This is a genomic window from Kribbella sp. NPDC104218, from assembly GCF_055584105.1.
Window position 1 is genome coordinate 1145416 of record NZ_JBVJMQ010000001.1, and the last position, 19880, is coordinate 1165295.

Genomic DNA, 19880 nt, shown 5'->3' on the forward strand with positions numbered 1-19880 from the left:
CCCCATGGTGGCGATCCTGCTCACAGTCACAGGTAGGGCGAGGCGTCGTCGGTCTGGCCGGGCAGGTTTCTGGGCAGGTCGGCCCGGGTGAGAGCGCGGATCTGGTCGGGAGTGGGGTTGGGGAGGGCGGTGATGCGCGTGGCCTGGCGAAGGATGGTCTTCTCGAAGGCGGTGCGGGCCAGCCGGCCGTTGCCGAAGCCGCGGGTGCCCCGGAAGGGCTCGATGAGGCTGCTGACCGCGGAGAGCATGCCGGGCTCCAGCGTGTACCCGGAGGTGCCGGCGAGGCCGCTGTAGATGGTCTCGAGCTCGCCGCGGCTGTAGTCGGGGAAGGTGATCGTGGTGGGGAAGCGGGAGCGGAGTCCGCTGTTGGCGTCGAGCAGGCCCTGCATCTCGAGCTCGTAGCCGGCCATCACCACGACCAGCTCGTCACGATGCTCCTCGATCTCCTGGACCAGGGTCGAGATCGCCTCGGCGCCGTACCCCTGGCGGTCGTTCAGCGTGTAGGCCTCGTCGATGAACAGGACGCCGCCGAGCGCTCGCTGCACCACCTTGCGGACCCGGGGCGCCGTCTGACCGAGGTACTGCGCGACCAGGTCGGTCCGGCTGACCTCGATCAGCTGCCCGGCGCCGAGCAGACCGAGGTCACGGTAGATGCCGGCCAGGATGCGGGCGACTGTGGTCTTGCCGGTCCCCGGGTTGCCCAGAAAGACCAGATGCCGAGTGCGGTCGGTCGGCGGCATACCTGCGCGCATTCGGAGTACTTCGGCTTTCGCCTCCGCCGCCAACTCACGGGCGACCTTCTTCACCTCGGCCAGGCCGACCAGCCGCTCCAGCTGCGCTTCGGGTGCCACTCCATGGACGGCGCCGCCACTCGCCAGCTCAGAACCGGACAGCGGTGGCAGGTCGGCGGTCAGCAACGCTCTGACCACCTCGGGCTCCGGGTCGGTCAGACCGGCGATACGGACCGCCTGGCGCGCTGACATCTGCTCCAGCAGTGACCGCACCGCACGCCCGTTTCCGAACCCAGGTGCGCGCGGCAACCGCCGCAGCGTCGACGTGACCTGCTCAGCCGTCTCGGCCGGTACGTCGAAGCCGGTGCGGCTCGCCAGCAGCCGGAAGATCTCGATCAGCTCGTCATCGGAGTAGTCCGCGAAATGCAGCGTTCGGCCGATTCGGGAGCGCAGTCCGGGATTCTGCTCGATCATCGTCGCCATCTCGCCGGGGTACCCGGCCATCAGGACGACCAGGTTCTCCCGGTGGTCCTCCATCGCCTTGACCAGTGCGGCCAGGGCCTCGTGACCGTAGTCGCGGCCGCTGGCCGACCCGAGCGAGTAGGCCTCGTCGATGAACAGCACACCGCCGAGCGCCCGCTCCACGGCCGCCTCCACCAGGGGAGCCGTCTTTCCGATGTACTCACCGACGAGGTCCGCCCGGCCGACCTCGACCACGTGTCCCGAGGTCAGTGCGCCGTACTTGCGGTAGATGTCGCCGAGCAGCCGCGCGACGGTCGTCTTACCCGTCCCCGGGTTGCCGGTGAAGACGAGGTGCCGACTGGGCGCCGGTGGGCGCACTCCGGCCGCTGAGCGAAGTCCGGCGACCTTGGCCTCGGCCACCAACTCCGCGACCTGCGCCTTGACCGCCTCCAGACCGATGAGCTGGGCCAGCTCGTGCTCCGGATCGGCCTCCGGCTCCAGTACCTCGACGGCTGGGGTCGTGGGGATCGGACGGGGTGTGCTGACGTGTGGCCGCAGGTCGTGCACGGCACGCAGGGAGTCCATGAAGCCGGAGACCATGTTCAGCTCGGTCGGCTCCACCGCTCGGTCAGGTAGCCCTTCCAGCACGCCGCCGAGAAGGTAGACCGACGCCAGCCACTCCTCCCCCAACCGCGCGGCACCGGCCTCGACTGCGCGGGCCAGCCAGGCTTGGTGGCGTTTCCGCCAGGCCTTCCGATCAACAGCATCCGTCTGCTGCTCGAACAGCCGCTGCACCTCCGCAGCGCCGTCGCTGCCGAGCACGGTGTACGACAAACCGGCAGGCACCTCGGTCACCTTGACCTGATGGATCAGCGAAGCCAGCGTCTCGGCAAAGCTACGGTCGTTCTCCGGCGTCACTCCTGCGATCGCAGTGTGCGCCGCTTCGAGACGTGCGACCGCGACCCGCAACAGGTTGAGCGGGCTGGGCGTCTGCTCGGGGAACTGCGCGAACGCCGCGTCATCCGCGAAGAGCTCGGTCTGCCACAACGTGATCAGGTCACTTCGGGAAGCCGTCCGGTGCGCCGACCACAGCCGCTCGTCCCGCTGTACGCGACCCCACAGGTCACTCAGCACCTTCCGCCGCGGCTCCAGCGGCGATACGCCCTCGAACAGCTTCAGGGCGGCTACGTAGAACTCGACCAGCCGCTCGCGCTGCAACGCGTTGCCCTCGACCGTGGTGAATTCTTGCGGCGGCGTCGACGTACCGAGGTTGTTACTGGTCCAGCTGCGGTACGGCTTGACCAGCGTCGGCTGCTTCGTCAGATACGGACCGGTGCACTGGCTGTACAGATCGCGGCCTGGCCCGACCATTAGGGCCAACGGAGGATGAAGCGTCCAGACCAGGTCGTAGAACGCGCTGGCGAGCATCGGCAGTGGTGTGACGAACGAGCCCTTGCGGGTGGTGAACACCTCGGCGAACGCCGGCGTCCGGATCAGCTCGTGCGCCTTGGCCCGCGTCTCCTCCAGCCAGCCCTCCGGGTACTGCCAGGGGTCGCCCACGCCGAAGATGTGCAGAACCGGCGCACCGGTGAAGAGAACGTCCAGCTCGGCAGGCAGTCGCGACATAATGGTCGATCCTAGGATCAGCCTGGTCCACGTCGAACGGCAGCTGATGACCGACACCTTCCGCACCGCCTGGCAGCACGCCCTGTACGGTCCGGACGGCTTCTACCGCCGCGAACGCCCCGCCGCCCACTTCCGGACGTCGGTGCACGTGTCGCCGCTGTTCGGCCAGGCCATCGCTCGACTGGCCCGCCAGGTCGGCGCCGCCCAGGTCACCGATATCGCCTCCGGCTCCGGTGACCTGGCCGCCGTACTGCGCGCCGAAAGCTTGCAGGTACGCGAGATCGAGCTGGACGACGAGCTGCCCGACCAGCTCACCGGTCTGGTGATCGCCAACGAATGGCTCGACAACGTGCCCTGCGAGCTGGCCGAGTGGGACGACGACGGCGTACCGCGTTATCTGACGGCCGAGCTGAGTCTTGGTGATGTTGTCGAGGGCAACGACCTGGAGTGGTTGCGGAAATGGTGGCCTGGTGAGCCGGGCGACCGCGCCGAGATCGGCTTGCCCCGCGACACCGCCTGGGCCGAGGTGGTCGCTCGACTCGACGGCGTCGCCGTGGCGATCGACTACGGCCATACCGCGGCGGACCGCCCGCCGTACGGCACTCTCACCGGCTTCCGCGCCGGCCGCGAGTGCCCACCGACTCCTGACGGCACCTGCGACCTCACCGCCCACGTAGCCCTGGACTCACTCGCCGAAGCCGTCAACGGCCGTCTAGTGACCCAGCACGATGCCCTCACCCAGCTGGGTGTCTCCGCTCGCCGTCCGCCCTTGGAGCAAGCCACCACGGACCCGCACGGCTATCTGACCGCTCTGTCCGCAGCCGGTGAGGCGGCCGAGCTACTCGACCGCGCCGGCCTCGGCCACTTCGGCTGGGTCGTTACCGGCTACTAGGAGTCGTGCGGGCGGGTGGTCTCGATCGCTTGCCGCGCCTGGCGGGCCTGGTTCGACTGGGCGTCGGTGAGCCAGGCAGCCTCGTTGACATCGCGATGCAGCGCGACAGCGTTCGTCGGGCCCAGCGGGGTGTCGATGTGCACGTCGGCCAGGTTGAGCTTGCGCTGCAAGGGCCCCTGCGCGAGGCGGACGGACTGCGTCTTGTGGTGCAGGACGATCGACGTCCGGCGGCTCACCCAGCCGGAGGTGGTGAGGAAGACCTGGTCGTCGGCGCCGTAGGCCAGGAACCGCCAGCCGATCGGCCGCAGCCATTTGGCCCGCTCAGGAGCGCGCTGCAGCTGGATGGCGTCCAGGTTGAAGCCGGGGAGGACACGGGCGAGGACTGCGGCCACTTCGGCACGTTCGCCGACCGGGAGCAGCTGCGCGCCCTGGAGCTCGTCTTCGCCGTCGTCCTTACCTGCGACGCCGGCGATGTCCAGCTCGACGCGGGACCAGCCCAGCAGCCGCCAGATCAGCGGTTCGGTGATCAGCAAGCCTTGGACGCGGCCCGGTGGGATGGTCTGGCGCTGGACGTCGAACAGGCCGCGCTTGGTGCGCAGCCCGTGGTCCGTCTGGGAGAGCGTGAAGCCGTGGTTGCCGACGACCTGCTTCCAGATCGGCTGCACGACACCGAGCAGCAGCGGCAGACCGGCGAACAGACCGATGTGGAAGTCGAGCACCATGGTCGCGACGATCAGCCAGATCAGCGCGCCCGCGCTGCCGATGACCGTGGAGGACAGTAAGGTCGCACCGAGCAGCCGACTGGTCGGAACGACCAGAAGCGCCTCCGGCTCCGGCTGCTCGAGCTGCTGCTCGGCGACCTGCTCGCCCTTGGCCCGGACCAGCAGCAGCGTGCGGAGCTCGCCCGCCTCGGCGTACCGGAAGTAGCTCAGTTTGCCATCGCTCTTACCGCCGCCGGCGACGTCCATCCGCAGCTCGGCCATACCGAAGATCCGGGCGACGAACGGCTGCGCGACGTCGATGGCCTGGATCCGGTCGAAGCGGATGATCCGCGTCCGGCGGAACAGAAAGCCGCTGTCGACCCGGATCGCGTCGTTGGTCAGCTGCCACTTGGTGAACCACCAGGACAGCGCGCCGAGCGCGATACCGCCGAGCAGGACGCCGAGCAGACCGATCCCCGCGATCTCCAGATTGCTCCGCAGGCTCTCGTTGTTCACCAGGATCAGGCCGCCGCCGACGAAGTACCCCCAGCCCTTCACGAACGGCGTCAGCGGATGCAGCCGCGCGCCGGTCGGCTCCAGCTGAGCCGGCGGCATCGGCTCCGGTGTCGGCGGTTGCGGGGTCGGCTCGGTCACAGGCCCCACGCCTGCGCCTGGCCGAGGGCGGACAACCGGTCACGCAGGCGGCTCGCCTCGTCCGGGTGCAGGCCGGGAATCTTCGCGTCGGTGGCCGGCGTCGCGGTGTGCAACTCGACCGTGGCGATCCCGTAGGCGCGCTCCAGCGGCCCGGCGGTGACGTCGACGAACTGCATCCGCCCGTACGGCACCACGATCAGCTCCCGGAACAGGACCCCGTGGCTGACCATCAGCTCGTCGTCGCGCTCGGCGTACTTCCAGGAACGCTGGTTGCGGCCGATCAGCACCCACGACCACACGAACGCCGCCGCGACCACCACAACCGCCAGCCCGCCCCACAGCCAGCTCAGCGTCAGCCCGAGCGCCAGCAACGCCACGATCGCCAGCAGGCCGTACATGATCGCCGCCGTCACGCGACGAACGGTCGCCAGCTGCGGTGAGACCGGCGTCCAGCTGACATCGGAGGGTGCGAAGAGGTCGTCCACGCCCCAAGCCTGTCACGATAGTGGTCATGAGCGTGGAACGAGTGGTCGGCTTGGGCGCGGGAGCGGCTGGATTCGACCCGGCGTACGAGCGGGGCGGGACGGGGAGCGGCTCGCAGCTGGCGACCACGGACATGGTGCTCAACATCGGTCCGCAGCATCCGGCGACGCACGGCGTCCTGCGGCTGCGGCTGACGCTGGACGGCGAGCGGATCGCGGGCTGCGAGCCGATCGTCGGCTACATGCACCGGGGCGCGGAGAAGCTGTTCGAGGTCCGCGACTACCGGCAGATCATCGTGCTGGCGAACCGGCACGACTGGCTGTCGGCGTTCGCCAACGAGCTCGGCGTGGTGATGGCCGTCGAGCGGATGATGGGGCTGGAGGTGCCGGTCCGCGCGGTCTGGCTGCGCACCCTGCTGGCCGAGCTGAACCGCATCCTCAACCACCTGATGTTCCTCGGCTCCTACCCGCTGGAGCTGGGCGCGATCACACCGGTGTTCTACGCGTTCCGCGAGCGGGAGACCGTTCAGGCCGTTCTGGAGGAGCTGTCCGGCGGCCGGATGCACTACATGTTCAACCGCGTCGGCGGCCTCAAGGAGGACCTGCCGCAGGGCTGGCTCGGCCGGACGGCGCAGGCGTCCGCCGCCGTCCGCAACCGGCTGCCCGATATCGAGAACCTCGTCCTCGGCAACGAGATCTTCCGCGCCCGGACCGTCGGCGTCGGCAAGCTCTCCCCCGAGCTCGTCGCCCAGTACGGCGTCTCCGGCCCGATCGCCCGGGCCTCCGGCGTGGACGCCGACCTGCGCCGCGACGAGCCCTACCTGGCCTACGGCGAGCTCCAGGACGTGCTTCGGGTCGTCACCCGGCCGGACGGCGACTGCTACGCCCGGTTCGCCGTCCTGCTCGACCAGGTCAAGGTCTCCCTCGACCTGGTCGACGCCTGCCTGGACAGGCTGGCCGCGATGCCGGCCGGCCCGGTCAGCACCCGGCTCCCCAAGATCCTCAAGGTTCCCGAGGGCCAGACCTACGCCTGGACCGAGAGCCCGCTCGGCATCAACGGCTACTACCTGGTCTCGCGCGGCGACAAGACCCCGTGGCGGCTCAAGCTGCGCTCGGCGAGTTTCAACAACATCTCCGCCCTCCCCGCGCTGCTCCCCGGCACGATGATCCCCGACATGATCGCCATCCTCGGCAGCATGTTCTTCGTCGTCGGCGACATCGACAAGTGACGAGCTAGAACTGGCGGTCGCGGACCGGCGGGCGGTGCGCGGCGGCGATCAGCTTCTCGATGTCGGCGGCCGGTGCGGGTGAGCCGGCGTCCTGGGCGCCGCCGATCAGGTCCTGGAAGGTGACGCCGGCGCCGAGGTAGGGATCGACGTAGACGCCGGTCTCGGGCTCGTGCCGCCAGCTCTCGGTCAGCGGGCCGACGTCGACGGCGTCCCAGCCCAGCTTGTCGAGCAGCTCCACCACGGTCGCGCGCGCCTGCGGGTCGTTGCCGGACAGCGGCAGCGCGCTGCGGTCGGCAGCGCCGGCCGGACGCGGGAGCGACTCCAGGTGGACGGAAGTGATGTTGTTGAAGGTCTTGACCGTGCGGGAGTCCTTGAGGTGCCGCTGGACGAGCTCGGCGGTCGTCGTCGCCTCGTCGTCCAGCTCGGCGATCCGGCCGTCCCGGCTCGGGTAGTAGTTCAGCGTGTCGATCACGACCTTGCCGGCCAGCTGCTCGGCCGGGAGTTCGGCGTACCGGCCGAGCGGAATCGACACCACGACGATGTCCCCTGCTTCGGCGGCCTCGACCGCCGTACCGGCCCGGACGCCGAGCTCGGCCGCCTTCTCGCGCAGGCTCTCCGGCCCGCGCGAGTTCGCCAGCACCACGTCATATCCGGCCGCGACAGCCTGCTTCGCGACAACCGTGCCGATGTTGCCGCTGCCGATGATTCCCAAAGTAGTCATACGAGAGGACAACCGGCGGGGTGCCTCCGCTATTTCGGTTTCGGCGAATCAGATACCGCGGACTCCGGATCGCGCGATCAGGTCGGTGAGCTCGGCGGCCAGGCCCGGCGCCACCGCGAACGTCCCGCGGGAGGCGGGCGAGTGCTGCGTGCCGTCGAGGTCCAGGACCTGCAGACCCGCCTCCCGGCAGATCGCGACGCCGGCCATCGTGTCCCACGGCTTGTTGGAGTACATGATCGTGGCGTCGAAGAAGCCGTTCGCGGTCCAGGTCAGCGCGGTCGCCGCCGTCCCGATCATCCGGAGCCGCTGGACCCGCGGGACGAGCAGGTTGTGGAGCTCGGTCCGCGCCGGGTTGTGGTCACCGGCGTGCGGGCCGATCGCGTAGTCGCCCATCGCGATCAGGGACTCGTTCAGCGTGGTCGCCTGACTGCCCTGGATGGGTTTGCCGTTACAGGTGACCCCGACGCCCTCGGCCGCGGCGTACCGGGTGCCGAGCGGCGGGTGGTCGATCACACCGGCCACCGCGCGGTCGTCGACGATCAGGCCGAGCGAGATCGCCCACAACGGCGTCCCGTGGACGAAGTTCACCGTGCCGTCGATCGGGTCCAGGACCCAGCGGGTGCCCTCGGTCGGGCCGCCCTCCTCCTCGCCCTGGATACCGATCTGCGGCGTCTCCCGCTCCAGGAACTCGCGGATCTTCCGCTCGACCGCGAAGTCGACCTCGGAGGCCATGTCCCGGTCGCCCTTGAAGGTGAGCTCCCCCGGGCCCCGGGAGTCCGTCACGGTCCGTCCCTGGTCGACGGCGGCCTGGGCGACGCTCAGCAGCTGAGAAAGGTCCACGCCCCAGAACCTACCTGAGTCACGGAACGCGTTTGCCGAGTCTTACGAGGCGGCTAGACCACGCAGCTTGAGATCGACCACGGTGGGTGCGTCGGCCTGGGAGTGTTTGTCGCCGGCGGCAACGACCGTGGCGACCTCCTCGTCGATCTTGTCCAGCCGGGCGTCGATCTTGTCCAGGCGGCGCTGCATCAGGTCGACGAACTCGGCGTTCTCGACGACGCGGGCGCTGGTGATCCGCGAGTACTCCTGCGCGACCTGCACACGTTCGTCGGCGTGGGCCAGCCGCTCGACCAGCAACTGGTGGCGGAACAGCACCGAGGCGGCAACGGCCACCGCGACGGCGGCGATCGCCGCGCCACGGAGAACCCAGGTGTTCTGCGTGAACAGCGCCACGCTGACACCGAGACTGACGACGATCAGCAGCGCGTTGGCGACGGTGAGAACGGTGGTCCTGGTTCGACGGCGGCTACCCCTTGACCCCATGGACCGTCATGTTAGGCGGTCTCGTCGGGGTCCTCGGGAATACGACACGCACGTTCCAGCAATAATCCGGCCGTGACGACCAGCACCGAGATCACGGCGGCGAGGCCGGCCATGATCACTCTGTTACGAGGTCCGGAGGCGCTCACGCCTCTCAGGAAGCTTAACGCGAACCCTGCGTACACACCGGTGCACAACGCGCCGACGAAAGCGCTCGCCTTTCCGATCAGCAACAAGAACACGGCGCGGGACGCCTCGACCCGCTCCCGCCGCACCTGCACCCGCTGATGGGTGTTCCGCGCCGCCGCGAACAGCAGCGCGGCCAGGAAGGCCCACGCGAACAGCGTCAGCCAGGAGACCGCCGGCGCGACGCCGCCGCCGGCCTCGATCGCCCGCACCAGCGTGAAGCCGATCGCCGTGCACAGGACGGCGATCGCGACCAGCAGCCGGCGCGACGTCGGCCGTACCGAGCCCGGGCGGGGCGGCTCCTTACCGGAACCAGGCGCCCGGCCGGACTCGGGACCGCCGGTGGCCACTACTGGAGCTCGAGGTCGAGCTTGGACACCCCGTCGGTGCCGACCTTGCCCAGCAGCTCCGCGACCGGGCCGTGCCCGGGCAGCTCGGCGTCCGGCTCGATGTCGAGCCACGGCGCCAGCACGAACGCGCGCTCGTGCGCCCGCGGGTGCGGGATGGTCAGCTCGTCGGACTCGATCGTCTTCTTGCCGTAGGTGATCAGGTCGACGTCCAGCGTCCGCGGCGCGCCCTTCACGCTGCGCTCCCGGCCGAAGGCCTGCTCGACCGCGTGCGCGCGGTCCAGCAGCAGGTCGACCGACAGCGTGGTGTCGGCGAGCAGGACGATGTTCAGGTACGGGCCGGACTCCTCCGGACCGCCGATCGGCTGCGTCTCGTAGACCGGCGAGACATCGACGACGACGACGTCCGGGGTGTCCCGCAGCGCGTCGATCGCGCCCTGCAGATTCGCCTCACGGTCGCCGAGATTGCTGCCGAGCGACAGGATCACCTGGCGGATCGGCTTGAGGCCACCGCTCAGGGTGTCCGCGTCGATGACGTAAGGACTTGGGGTCTCGGTCACGAGGATTCTCCGGCTCTGCGCTGCACGGTCAGGACAACGTCGTCGAACGGCACCGAGATCGGCGCCGAGGGTTTGTGGATGGTCACCGCGGTCGCTGTCACCCGCCGGTCGGCGAGACACAGGTCGGCGATGCGCTGGGCGAGGGTCTCGATCAGATCCACCGGGTCGTTCTCGATCGCTTGGTGCACCTGCTCGGCGACCACGCCGTAGTTCACGGTGTCGGCCAGGTCGTCGGAGGCCGCCGCGGGCCGGGTGTCCAGCTCCAGCCGGACGTCCACGACGAACTCCTGCCCGTCGGCCCGTTCGTGCTCGAAGACCCCATGGCGCCCGAACCCTCGGATACCACGGATCTCGATCACGTCAGGGGAGGCCAAGGGCCCGCTCATTCCGCCTCCTCCTGTTGACCCCCAGACGACAGTACCGGGGAGGCATGGTGGATCCACAACCGCCAGCCGGACGAAGTTCTGCGGAAGACGTTCGTCGCGAGCGCCTTACCCCCCGCGAATCCTTCCTCGGGGGCGCCTTCACCCGACGACAGGACATTCTCCGTACACGTGACGTACGCCACGTCTTCATCCACCCGTACCGAGATATCGGTCAGGAAGAACTGGATGTACGGCGTGTTCGCGAAGATCATCGCCCAGGCCCGCATCATCTCCGAGTAGCCGGAGATGGCCGCGTTCCCCGGATGGATGCAGACCGGGTCGGGCTCCGGCAGCCAGACGGCCGCCATCAGATCCAGGTCGCCGGCCTCGAAGGCGTTGTAGAACGCGGTGTTCGCGTTCAGCACGACGTCCTCGACGGTCGCACCGCGCGCGCCGTCACCCGGCCGCGGGTTGGCGGACCCTTCCGTCATACGGTTCCCCATCTCTTCGCCACCCGGACCGCGTCCACGCTCGGCGCCACGGCGTGGGCCCGGACACACCAGGCTCCTGCCGCGGCGGCCAGGGCGGAAACAGCCGCGCTCGCATCGTCTCGTCGGACGGCGGGCCTGGGCTCGCCGGTCTGCTCGTCGGCCAGCAGCCTACCCAGGAACGCCTTCCGGCTCGCACCGATCAGTAACGGCCGTCCCAGGACGCCGAATTCCCGCAGCCGGCGCAGGATCTCCCAGTTGTGGTCGGCGTTCTTCGCGAATCCGAGGCCCGGGTCCAGCGCGACGCGGCCCAGGTCGACGCCGGCCGCCCGCATCGCGGTGATCCGGTCGGCCAGCTCCGCGATCACCTCGGCGACGACATCGCCGTACTCGGCCTGGTTCTGCATGTCGATCGAGTGCCCTCGCCAGTGCATACAGATGTACGGCGTCCGGCGCTCGGCGACCAGCGCGAGCATCTCGGGATCGGCCTGGCCGCCGGACACGTCGTTGATCACCGCGGCGCCGGCGTCCAGCGCGAGGGCCGCGACCTCGGAGCGCATCGTGTCGACCGAGATCAGCGCGCCCTCGGCGGCCAGCGTCTCGATCACCGGCAGCACCCGGCGGATCTCCTCGGCCGGCTCCGGCCGAGCTGCCCCAGGGCGGGTCGACTCGCCGCCGACGTCCAGCAGGTCGGCGCCCGCGGCCAGCAGCTCCCGGCCGTGCTTGATCGCGGCGGCCGGCTCGAACCACTCGCCGCCGTCGGAGAAGGAGTCCGGCGTCACGTTCACCACGCCCATGACGAGACACCGGTCCAGTACCGGTAATCCGTCCACCTGACCCCGCGAGCCGATTCCCACCCGCCCACCGTAGTGGGCGGCTGGGACACTGGCGGAATCAGCTACCCGGAACGCGGCGTCAGCTGCCGAGGACCAGCTCGGACTGGGTGGCCTGCAAGGCCTCGCCGATCGGCTGCGCGTAGGACTCGTTGGCCCGGTCGTACTGGTCCAGACACTTGCCGTCGATCAGCGCGGCGCCGCTGGTGATGCCCTGCGCCCAGTTCCCCGTCATGGTCGCGCCACCGGAGTCACCCGACTTCACGCACGCGGTGTGCTGGAAGAGGCCGCGGACGACCTTGTTGTTGCCGTAGTTGACCGTGACGTTGCGGGCCACGATCCGGCCGCAGGACCAGCCGGTGCTCTTCCCCGATTTGCAGACCTCGGCGCCGACGGTCGCGTTGGTGTAACCGTGGACGGCGATGTTGCCGCGGCCCCAGCCCTCGATGTAGCCCTGCTGGTCCCAGCCCTCGATCACGTCGACCGAGCCGTAGTCGTTCCCCGGGAAACTCGAGGTGAGCGTGTTGCCGAGGATGTAGCCGTTGCGGGAGAAGGAGGGTTTGCCGGAGGTGCAGTGGCCGGCGGTCAGGAAGATCCGGGTGCCCTTGCTGTTCCGGGCGTTGAAGCCGAGCGAGCAGACGTAGCCGGTGTTCTTGTCGACCTGGAAGCCGCCGCGCAGGCTGAAGTCGTCAGCCGTCGGCACCACCTTGCCGTACGCCGTTCGCACGGTGACCTGGTCGCCGTACTCCTTGGCGCGGCGCAGGAATCGCTCGGTGAAGACATCCCGCGCGCCCTTGGGCACGCTGACGACGACCGTTCCGCTGATCGGATCGACGTACCAGGAGCGGACCTTGCCGGCCGTCTGCCGGTCGGCGAGCTTGTTCAGCGCGGCCTGGACGGCGCCCAGCTCGGCCGCGGTGTGCCGGACCAGCTTCGGCACCGCGCCGGCCGCCCGGACCAGCTCCGCGGTCGCGGCATCCGACACCGCGACGACGAGCTCACCCGTGGAGTCGTAGTACGTCCCGACCGCCCGCTGCCCGACCTGCGCCTCGACCGCGTCCGCGGCCGCCAGCGGCGACTTCCCGACCAGTTTGGTCGGCTCCACCCGCGGCGCGGCCGCGGTACCTCGATCATCAGCGGTGGCCCAGCTCGCGGCCACCAACCCCGCCGCGGTGAGTACTGCAGCGCCGGCGAGTGCGGCGCCGACCCGGTAACGCCCCGACATTCCTTGTCCTCCTCACGGCCGGCGCCCGGTCCCCGTCGAACGAACGCCCCTACGGAAAGTAACGGCAACGCAACGGAATGTCCACAGCCACCAGCTCACAATCCCCAACGATCGAGGTCCGGTGCGGGCTACGGCCGGAACTCAGCCGACGATGAGGCTCATGGCTTCGGCGCGGGTGACGGGGTTGCGGAGCTGGCCGCGGACGGCGGAGGTGATGGTCTTGGCGCCGGGTTTGCGGACGCCGCGCATCGTCATGCAGAGGTGTTCGCACTCGATGACGACGATCACGCCGCGGGGTTCGAGGAGCTCGACCAGGGACTCGGCGACCTGGGTGGTCAGGCGTTCCTGGACCTGGGGGCGCTTGGCGTAGACGTCGACGAGGCGGGCCAGTTTGGACAGGCCGGTGATGCGGCCGTCGCGGTTCGGGATGTAGCCGACGTGCGCGACGCCGGTGAACGGCACCAGGTGGTGCTCGCAGATACTCCACACCTCGATGTCCTTCACCAGGACCATCTCGTCGTGCTCGAGCTCGAAGGTGGTGCTCAGCACGTCCGCGGCCCGCTGGCCGAGCCCGGCGGTGATCTCGGCGTACGAGCGGGCGACCCGGGCCGGGGTGTCCCGCAGCCCGTCGCGGTCCGGGTCCTCGCCGATCGCGAACAGCAGCTCCCGGACGGCCCGCTCGGCCCGCTCGTGGTCGAACCCAGGCGACGTCATACGGCCACCCTAAACAACAGCGCCGCCATCACTTGGATGGCGGCGCTGTCGGTGGTGATCGGTCTTACTCGTTCGGCGAGGGCGGCGTCGGCCCGCTGCCGTAGTTCGGCGGGAGGACGTTCTCGTCCGGGCCGACGGTGCCGCCCGGCAGGACGTCGCTCAGCGAGCCGTTCGGCGAGCGGGCCGGCAGCGGCATCACCGGCGGCTGGTCGGACGGGATCCGGGTGGACGAGCCCGTCCAGGCCGGTCGCCGGTCGCGCTTGACCACGGGGACGAAGATCTCGGCGATCTGCGCCTTGTCCAGGGTCTCCTTCTCGAGCAGCTCCTCGACCAGGTGGTCGAGCACCGCGCGGTTCTCGACCAGGATGTCGAAGGCCTCCTGGTGCGCGTTCAGGATCAGGTTGCCGACCTCCTCGTCGACCGCCGCGGCGATCTCCTCGGAGTAGTTGCGCTGGCTGCCGAAGTCGCGACCCAGGAACGGCTCGCTGCTGTCGGAGCCGAACTTGATCGCGCCCAGCCGCTCGGTCATGCCGTACTGGGTGACCATCGCGCGGGCCAGCGCCGACGCCTTCTCGATGTCGTTGCTGGCGCCGGTGGTCGGGTCGTGGAAGACCATCTCCTCGGCCGCCCGGCCGCCGAGCATGTAGGCCAGCTTGTCGAGCATCTCCGACCGGGTGGTCGAGTACTTGTCCTCGTCCGGCAGGACCATCGTGTACCCCAGCGCGCGGCCGCGCGGCAGGATCGTCACCTTGTGCACCGGGTCGGAGTGCGGCAGCGCGGCGGCGACCAGGGCGTGCCCGCCCTCGTGGTACGCCGTGAGCACCTTCTCCTTGTCGGACATCAGGCGCGTCCGGCGCTGCGGGCCCGCGATCACGCGGTCGATCGCCTCGTCCAGCGCGTTGTTGTCGATCACCTGCATGTTCGAGCGGGCGGTCAGCAGGGCCGCCTCGTTCAGCACGTTGGCCAGGTCAGCGCCGGTGAACCCCGGCGTCCGGCGGGCGACCGCCGTCAGGTCGACGTCCTGGGACATCGGCTTACCGCGGGCGTGCACCTTGAGGATCTGCTCGCGACCGGGCAGATCCGGCGCGTCGACGGCGATCTGCCGGTCGAAACGGCCCGGGCGCAACAGCGCCGGGTCGAGGACGTCGGGCCGGTTGGTGGCCGCGATCAGGATGACGCCGCCGCGGACGTCGAAGCCGTCCATCTCGACGAGCAGCTGGTTCAGCGTCTGCTCACGCTCGTCGTGACCGCCGCCCATGCCGGCGCCGCGGTGCCGGCCGACGGCGTCGATCTCGTCGATGAACACGATCGCCGGGGCGTTCGTCTTGGCCTGCTCGAACAGGTCCCGGACCCGGGACGCGCCGACGCCGACGAACATCTCGACGAAGTCCGAACCGGAGATCGAGTAGAACGGGACGCCGGCCTCCCCCGCGACCGCGCGGGCCAGCAGGGTCTTACCGGTACCGGGCTGGCCGTAGAGCAGCACGCCCTTGGGGATCTTGGCGCCGACGGCCTGGAACTTGCCCGGCTCCTGGAGGAACTCCTTGATCTCGCCGAGCTCCTCGATCGCTTCGTCACAGCCGGCCACGTCGGCGAACGTGGTCTTCGGGGTGTCCTTGGTGATCAGCTTCGCCTTGGACTTCGCGAAACTCATCACCCGCGAGCCGCCGCCCTGCATCGAGTTCATCAAGAAGATGAAGACCACGGCGATCAGCAGGAACGGGATCAGCGTCTGGAACACCTGGCCGATGAAACTCGGCTTCGGGTTCTCGACGTTGTACTTGTCGACCTTGCCGTCCTGGTACAGCTGCTGCAGCTGGGTGCCGAGCGCGTTGGCCTGGCCGTCGACCCAGAAGGCCCGGATCTTGGTCCCGTCGGTCTTCTCGAGCCGGATCTCCTGGTTCGGGTCGATCAGGGTGATGTTCTTGATCACCTTCTGACCCGCCGGGGCGTCGGTAGCCTGCTTGATCACCTTGACGACCTCACCGGTCGGCTGGGCCTTGAATCCGGACGAGCCGGTCAGGAGCTGCCCGATCACCAGCACGCCCAAGAAGGCGATGACGATCCAGAACAGGGGTCCGCGGAAGATACGCTTCACGTCCATGATCGAGGCCTACGCCCCGTCCCTCCTAGCTCGGCAGGCCCGGGTTTCGCGGGCTTGAGACGGTAACACCAGTCCAAGTGTCTCGTGTCGCACAAGACAACACGGCACGAGGGTCAGGATTGGACGGTACGACCTGTTGTACAGGCTGTCACCAAGTCCGCCGGAGCAGGGTGCTCAGGAGTAGACGTGCGGCGCCAGCGTGCCCACGCAGCGCAGGTTCCGGTACTTCTCCGCGTAGTCGAGCCCGTACCCGACGACGAACTCGTCCGGCAGGTCGAACCCGACGTACTTCACCGGCAGCGCCATCTTGGCGGCCGCGTCCGGTTTGCGGAACGCGGTGCAGATCTCGACCGAGGCCGGGCCGCGGGACTGCAGGTTGCTGACCAGCCAGGTCAGCGTCAGACCGGTGTCGATGATGTCCTCGACGATCAGCACGTGCCGGTTGTTGATGTCGGTGTCCAGGTCCTTGAGGATCCGGACCACCCCGGAGGACTTCGTCCCCGAGCCGTACGACGAGACGGCCATCCAGTCCATCTCGACGTGCCGGGTGAACGAGCGGGCCAGGTCGGCCATCACCATCACGGCGCCCTTCAGGACGCCGACGATGAGGAGGTCCTTGCCCTCGTAGTCCTGCTCGATCCGCGTGGCCAGCTCCTGGAGCTTCCCCAGGATCTGCTCCTCGGTGTAATGGATCTGAGCCAGGTCCTTCTCGATGTCCGAAGCATCCACGGGGTTCAGCCTGTCACATCCGCGCCCAGGATTATGAATCCGCCCCGGCGGACGGCGCGGACTCCTTGGGGGAGGTCGATCCAGCGCTGGCCGCGCCAGTCGGTGACGAGCGCGTCGACGGCGGCGACGTGGCCGGCGGTGAGGTCGGTGGCCTTCGAACCGGCCTCCAGGGCGGCCTGGCGCAGTACGCGGGTGCGGAGCGCAACAGGCTCGTCGGCGAGCGCCCCGACCTCACAGTGCACTTCACCATCGGTACGGCGTACTGCGGTCTCGGCGAGGTCCGCAGCGAGCTGGTCGAGCGCATCGGCGTCCGCTCGGAGGAGGCCGGCCGTACGGGCAAGCGCCTCGACCACACCGGGCCCAAGCGCCTCTTCGAGCACCGGCAGCACCTCGTGACGCACGCGCACTCTGGTGTACGTCGGATCGTCGTTGTGCGGGTCGTGCCACGGGCGGAGCCCGGAAGCGATACAGGCAGCGGCCGTCGTCGAACGCGGCACCTCCAGCAGTGGACGCCGGAGCAGACCAGCCACCGCCGCCATCCCAGCCAGCGACCGAGCACCCGAGCCCCGCCCCAGCCCGAGCAGAACGGTCTCAGCCTGATCGTCCCGGGTATGAGCGAGCAGGACGACGTCCGCCCCGAACTCATCGGCAGCCGCCCGCAGCGCGTCGTACCGGGCCGTCCGGGCGGCCGCCTCCGGTCCACCCTCGCTGCCGACCTCCACCGCGCGCACCTGAACCGGGTCGAGACCCAGCCCGCGACACTGCTCGGCCGCGATCTCCGCCGTCCGTGCGGAGTCCGGCTGCAGGCCGTGGTCGACGATCACCGCCCCCGCTCGCACCCCAAGCTTCGGCGCTGCGAACGCGGTAGCGGCAGCGAGCGCCAGCGAGTCGGTGCCACCGGAGCAGGCGACCAGAGCCGTCGTCCCAGCCGGCAGATCGGCCAGCGCGGTCCGCACGGCCTCCCGAACCCGAGCAATCGCCGGATGCAGCCGCCCCCTCCGCTCTCCAGCGACGTCAGCCGTGGAGTCGGGTGATCCAGGCATCGGGATTCGCGATCTCGTTCTTGGTCGGGAGCGTGTTCGGGCCGGTCCAGACCCGGTTGAACCCGTCCATACCGACCTGGTCGACGACCCGCCGGACGAACGCGGCGCCGTCCTTGTACTGCCGCAGCTTCGCGTCCAGACCGAGCAGCTTCTTCAGCAGCTGGTCGACCGGGTTCCCGCTCTGCCGCCGCGAGGTGAACTTGGACCGGATGGCGTCCACGGTCGGAATGACCGACGGCCCGACGCCGTCCATCACGAAGTCCGCATGTCCTTCCAGCAGCGACATGACCGCGGTCAGCCGGTCCAGCACGGCGCGCTGCTCCGGCGACTGCATCAGGTCGACCAGGCTCAGCTCGGCCTCACCTCGGACCGAACGCCCCAGCCGCTGCACGGCCTCCCGGAACATCGCGGCGTACGCCGAAGCGTCCAGCTCGGCCTGGTCGAGGAACAGCCCGATCTCGGAGCGCAGGTGGTCCCGCAACCACGGCACCGCGGTGAACTGCACCCGGTGCGTCTCCTCGTGCAGACAGACCCACAACCGGAAGTCCCGCGGTACGACGCCCAGCTCGGACTCCACGTGCATCACGTTCGGTGCGACGAGCAGCAGCCGCCCAGTAAGCCCAGGGCGCGTCGGGTCCGGCTCAGCCGGGTAGAACGGGTCGAACTGACCCAGCACCCGAGAGGACATGAACGCGAGCAGAGCGCCCGCTTCGATCGCTGTCACCCGCGACCCGACCGCTGACGACAGACCGTTCGTCCGGTCGGCCTTCTCGCGCAGCTTGTCGGTCAGCGGCTTCAGCACGGTCCGGAAGCCGTCCGCGTTCGCCTGGACCCAGCCGGGCCGGTCCACGATCACAACCGGCGCAGTGGCCGACGTGGCCTGCAGACCGGTGAACTCACGCACGTGATGCTCGGAGTCGGCCGCGAACTGCCGCAGCTCGGCAACTACCTGCTCTGCCTCGGCGCGGCTGACCACCGGCCCCGGACGCAGCAGCCGTCGGGCCACACCGGTCGCCAGCTGCCAGTCGACCATCTCAGCCGCTGTATCGCCTTCCGCCGTACTCATACGTCGACACTAGTCGCAGGAACAAGCCTCGGCAGCTAGGTCAGCACCCACAAGCGGCCAACGCGGCTGCCGCACGGTCCAGCGCAGCACGCGCATCGAGCGTTTTCGGCACCGGAACGCTGTCACTGGCCACAGCGAAGGCCAGCACCGTCCCGCTGCGCGTCCGGACCATCCCGGCCAGACTGTGGACGCCGGTCAGCGTCCCGGTCTTCGCACGGACCAGACCGGTCCCAGGGCCGGCGCCACCGGAGCCGAAGCGCTCCTCCAGGCTCCCGGTGAAGCCGGCGACCGGAAGCCCGGTCAGCAGATGCCGCAGCTCCGGGTGGTCCTTCGAAGCCGCCACTCGGACCGCACCGGCCAGCACGTCGAGCGTGACCTTGTTCGTCCGGGTCAGCCCGCTGCCGTCGTAGATCGAGGACTTGTCGACGTCGAGCCCGAGCTTGGTGAGCGTCTGCTCGACCCCTTTGGCGCCACCGGTGTACGAGCCGCCGTTCTTGGTCGCCAGCCCGACATGACGGAGCAGAACCTCCGCACCGTCGTTGTCACTGTGCAAGTTCACGTATTCGACGATCTGACCGACAGTCGGCGACGCCACCCGCGCCAGCGCCTCCGCACCGGCCGGTGCGGTCTTCGGCTTGGCCGTACCGGTGACCTTGATGCCGTTGCCGATCAGAAGCTTGGCGAACCACCCAGCCGCCGCCTGCGCCGGCGACTCGGATCGCTTGGCCATTCCGCGCGCGATCCGACCCTCGTCGACCCACAGCGCCGACGTCCGGGCCGCGATGCCCTCCGGCAGGTAGTTGGGCTCCCAGCGCGCGTTCCCGGCCGGACCGGTGAACAGCGAGGCGTCGTACCCGAGGGAGACGGTGGTCGTCCCCTCGGCCTTCAGCGCCTTCGCCGTGCTGGCGGCCAGGGCCTGCAGGGTCGACCGGGTCGGATAGCCGTCCTTCGCCGATGACTTCACCGTCAGCAACGGGTCACCACCGCCGACCAGCACGATCGAGCCCTTGCCACCGCTGACCACCTTGGTGCTGAACCGGTGCTCCGGACCGAGCGTCGCGAGCGCCGACACCGTCGTCAGCAGCTTGAGGGTGGACGCCGGGGTGTACGGAGTCGATGCTCCGGTGGCGTACACCACTTTCTCCCGGGCGACGTCGTACACGTAGACGCCGCGGTGCTTGCCCAGCGCCGGGTCCGCGAGGATGGCGGCCAGCGCCTTCTGCACACCGAGCGCAGTCGGCGCGGCACCCTCCGCCGTCGCCGGAGCGAGGACAGGCGGCGCGGACTGCACAGATCCGGGTACGGCGCCCGCTCCGCCCGCCAGGCCGAGACACAAGGCCGAGGCGAGCAGCGTGACGAACACCGCACGAGGAGGACGGGCCACCGGGCTGCTCCTGTCATT

The 19880-nt window shown here is 69.5% G+C and carries 20 protein-coding genes; 2 read left to right on the forward strand and 18 right to left on the reverse strand.

The window, feature by feature from the left end; all coding sequences use genetic code 11:
• Window positions 1–26 precede the first annotated feature (26 nt).
• Window positions 27–2819 carry an AAA family ATPase gene (locus ACZ6ZD_RS05420; RefSeq protein WP_465668596.1) on the reverse strand — a complete coding sequence of 931 codons (2793 nt, stop codon included), beginning with the start codon at window positions 2817–2819 and terminating at the stop codon, window positions 27–29.
• 1 nt (window position 2820) lies between these two features.
• On the opposite strand from ACZ6ZD_RS05420, the gene ACZ6ZD_RS05425 reads away from it, so the two are divergent.
• A complete protein-coding gene (locus ACZ6ZD_RS05425; protein ID WP_465668598.1) occupies window positions 2821–3711 on the forward strand; it encodes an SAM-dependent methyltransferase in 891 nt (296 codons plus the stop codon).
• On the opposite strand, the gene ACZ6ZD_RS05430 is transcribed toward ACZ6ZD_RS05425, so the two are convergent.
• Together ACZ6ZD_RS05430 and ACZ6ZD_RS05435 are read right to left on the reverse strand one after the other, a co-directional pair.
• Window positions 3708–5066 (reverse strand): PH domain-containing protein, encoded by a 1359-nt coding sequence (locus ACZ6ZD_RS05430; RefSeq protein WP_465668600.1) that lies wholly within the window; start codon window positions 5064–5066, stop codon window positions 3708–3710. The two genes, ACZ6ZD_RS05425 and ACZ6ZD_RS05430, sit on opposite strands and share 4 nt — an antisense overlap.
• Window positions 5063–5551, reverse strand: a complete 489-nt coding sequence (locus ACZ6ZD_RS05435) for a PH domain-containing protein (RefSeq protein ID WP_465668602.1) — start codon at window positions 5549–5551, stop codon at window positions 5063–5065. The genes ACZ6ZD_RS05430 and ACZ6ZD_RS05435 overlap by 4 nt, the downstream gene beginning before the upstream one ends.
• A 26-nt stretch (window positions 5552–5577) precedes the next feature.
• Here ACZ6ZD_RS05435 and ACZ6ZD_RS05440 point away from each other — a divergent pair, with 26 nt between their 5' ends.
• A complete protein-coding gene (locus tag ACZ6ZD_RS05440; RefSeq protein WP_465668604.1) occupies window positions 5578–6777 on the forward strand; it encodes an NADH-quinone oxidoreductase subunit D in 1200 nt (399 codons plus the stop codon).
• A 4-nt stretch (window positions 6778–6781) separates the two neighbouring features.
• Here the strand turns inward: ACZ6ZD_RS05440 and ACZ6ZD_RS05445 are convergent, their stop codons facing one another.
• From ACZ6ZD_RS05445 to dacB, 15 genes are all read right to left on the reverse strand, one after another.
• Window positions 6782–7498: an NADPH-dependent F420 reductase gene (locus ACZ6ZD_RS05445; protein WP_465668606.1), complete on the reverse strand. Its 717-nt coding sequence runs from the start codon at window positions 7496–7498 to the stop codon at window positions 6782–6784.
• Window positions 7499–7546: 48 nt separating this feature from the next.
• Complete coding sequence (locus ACZ6ZD_RS05450; RefSeq protein WP_465668608.1) at window positions 7547–8338, reverse strand: inositol monophosphatase family protein; 792 nt, start codon at window positions 8336–8338, stop codon at window positions 7547–7549.
• Between the two features lie 42 nt (window positions 8339–8380).
• Window positions 8381–8821, reverse strand: coding sequence for a hypothetical protein (locus ACZ6ZD_RS05455; RefSeq protein ID WP_465668610.1), 441 nt, complete (start codon window positions 8819–8821; stop codon window positions 8381–8383).
• A gap of 11 nt (window positions 8822–8832) precedes the next feature.
• A complete protein-coding gene (locus ACZ6ZD_RS05460) occupies window positions 8833–9354 on the reverse strand; it encodes a DUF3180 domain-containing protein (protein WP_465668612.1) in 522 nt (173 codons plus the stop codon).
• Window positions 9354–9911, reverse strand: a complete 558-nt coding sequence (gene folK / locus ACZ6ZD_RS05465) for a 2-amino-4-hydroxy-6-hydroxymethyldihydropteridine diphosphokinase (RefSeq protein ID WP_171675108.1) — start codon at window positions 9909–9911, stop codon at window positions 9354–9356. The genes ACZ6ZD_RS05460 and folK overlap by 1 nt, the downstream gene beginning before the upstream one ends.
• Window positions 9908–10297, reverse strand: a complete 390-nt coding sequence (gene folB / locus ACZ6ZD_RS05470; protein WP_171675109.1) for a dihydroneopterin aldolase — start codon at window positions 10295–10297, stop codon at window positions 9908–9910. Before folB ends, folK begins: the two co-directional genes overlap by 4 nt.
• The gene (locus tag ACZ6ZD_RS05475; RefSeq protein ID WP_171675110.1) at window positions 10294–10767 is read right to left on the reverse strand and encodes a nuclear transport factor 2 family protein; all 474 of its coding nucleotides are present in this window, start codon (window positions 10765–10767) and stop codon (window positions 10294–10296) included. Before ACZ6ZD_RS05475 ends, folB begins: the two co-directional genes overlap by 4 nt.
• Entirely contained in the window at window positions 10764–11561 is a 798-nt protein-coding gene (gene folP / locus ACZ6ZD_RS05480) for a dihydropteroate synthase (RefSeq protein ID WP_465672628.1), read from the reverse strand. Before folP ends, ACZ6ZD_RS05475 begins: the two co-directional genes overlap by 4 nt.
• Before the next feature lie 118 nt (window positions 11562–11679).
• A complete protein-coding gene (locus ACZ6ZD_RS05485) occupies window positions 11680–12822 on the reverse strand; it encodes a S1 family peptidase (RefSeq protein ID WP_465668615.1) in 1143 nt (380 codons plus the stop codon).
• A gap of 141 nt (window positions 12823–12963) precedes the next feature.
• Window positions 12964–13536, reverse strand: a complete 573-nt coding sequence (folE, locus tag ACZ6ZD_RS05490; protein ID WP_465668616.1) for a GTP cyclohydrolase I FolE — start codon at window positions 13534–13536, stop codon at window positions 12964–12966.
• 64 nt (window positions 13537–13600) lie between these two features.
• Complete coding sequence (gene ftsH / locus ACZ6ZD_RS05495) at window positions 13601–15640, reverse strand: ATP-dependent zinc metalloprotease FtsH (protein ID WP_465668618.1); 2040 nt, start codon at window positions 15638–15640, stop codon at window positions 13601–13603.
• Between the two features lie 174 nt (window positions 15641–15814).
• Window positions 15815–16369: a hypoxanthine phosphoribosyltransferase gene (gene hpt, locus ACZ6ZD_RS05500; protein WP_465668620.1), complete on the reverse strand. Its 555-nt coding sequence runs from the start codon at window positions 16367–16369 to the stop codon at window positions 15815–15817.
• 5 nt (window positions 16370–16374) lie between these two features.
• Complete coding sequence (gene tilS, locus ACZ6ZD_RS05505) at window positions 16375–17325, reverse strand: tRNA lysidine(34) synthetase TilS (protein ID WP_465668622.1); 951 nt, start codon at window positions 17323–17325, stop codon at window positions 16375–16377.
• Between the two features lie 58 nt (window positions 17326–17383).
• Entirely contained in the window at window positions 17384–18478 is a 1095-nt protein-coding gene (locus ACZ6ZD_RS05510) for a zinc-dependent metalloprotease (RefSeq protein WP_465668624.1), read from the reverse strand.
• A gap of 40 nt (window positions 18479–18518) precedes the next feature.
• The gene (dacB, locus tag ACZ6ZD_RS05515) at window positions 18519–19862 is read right to left on the reverse strand and encodes a D-alanyl-D-alanine carboxypeptidase/D-alanyl-D-alanine endopeptidase (RefSeq protein ID WP_465668625.1); all 1344 of its coding nucleotides are present in this window, start codon (window positions 19860–19862) and stop codon (window positions 18519–18521) included.
• Window positions 19863–19880: the final 18 nt, after the last annotated feature.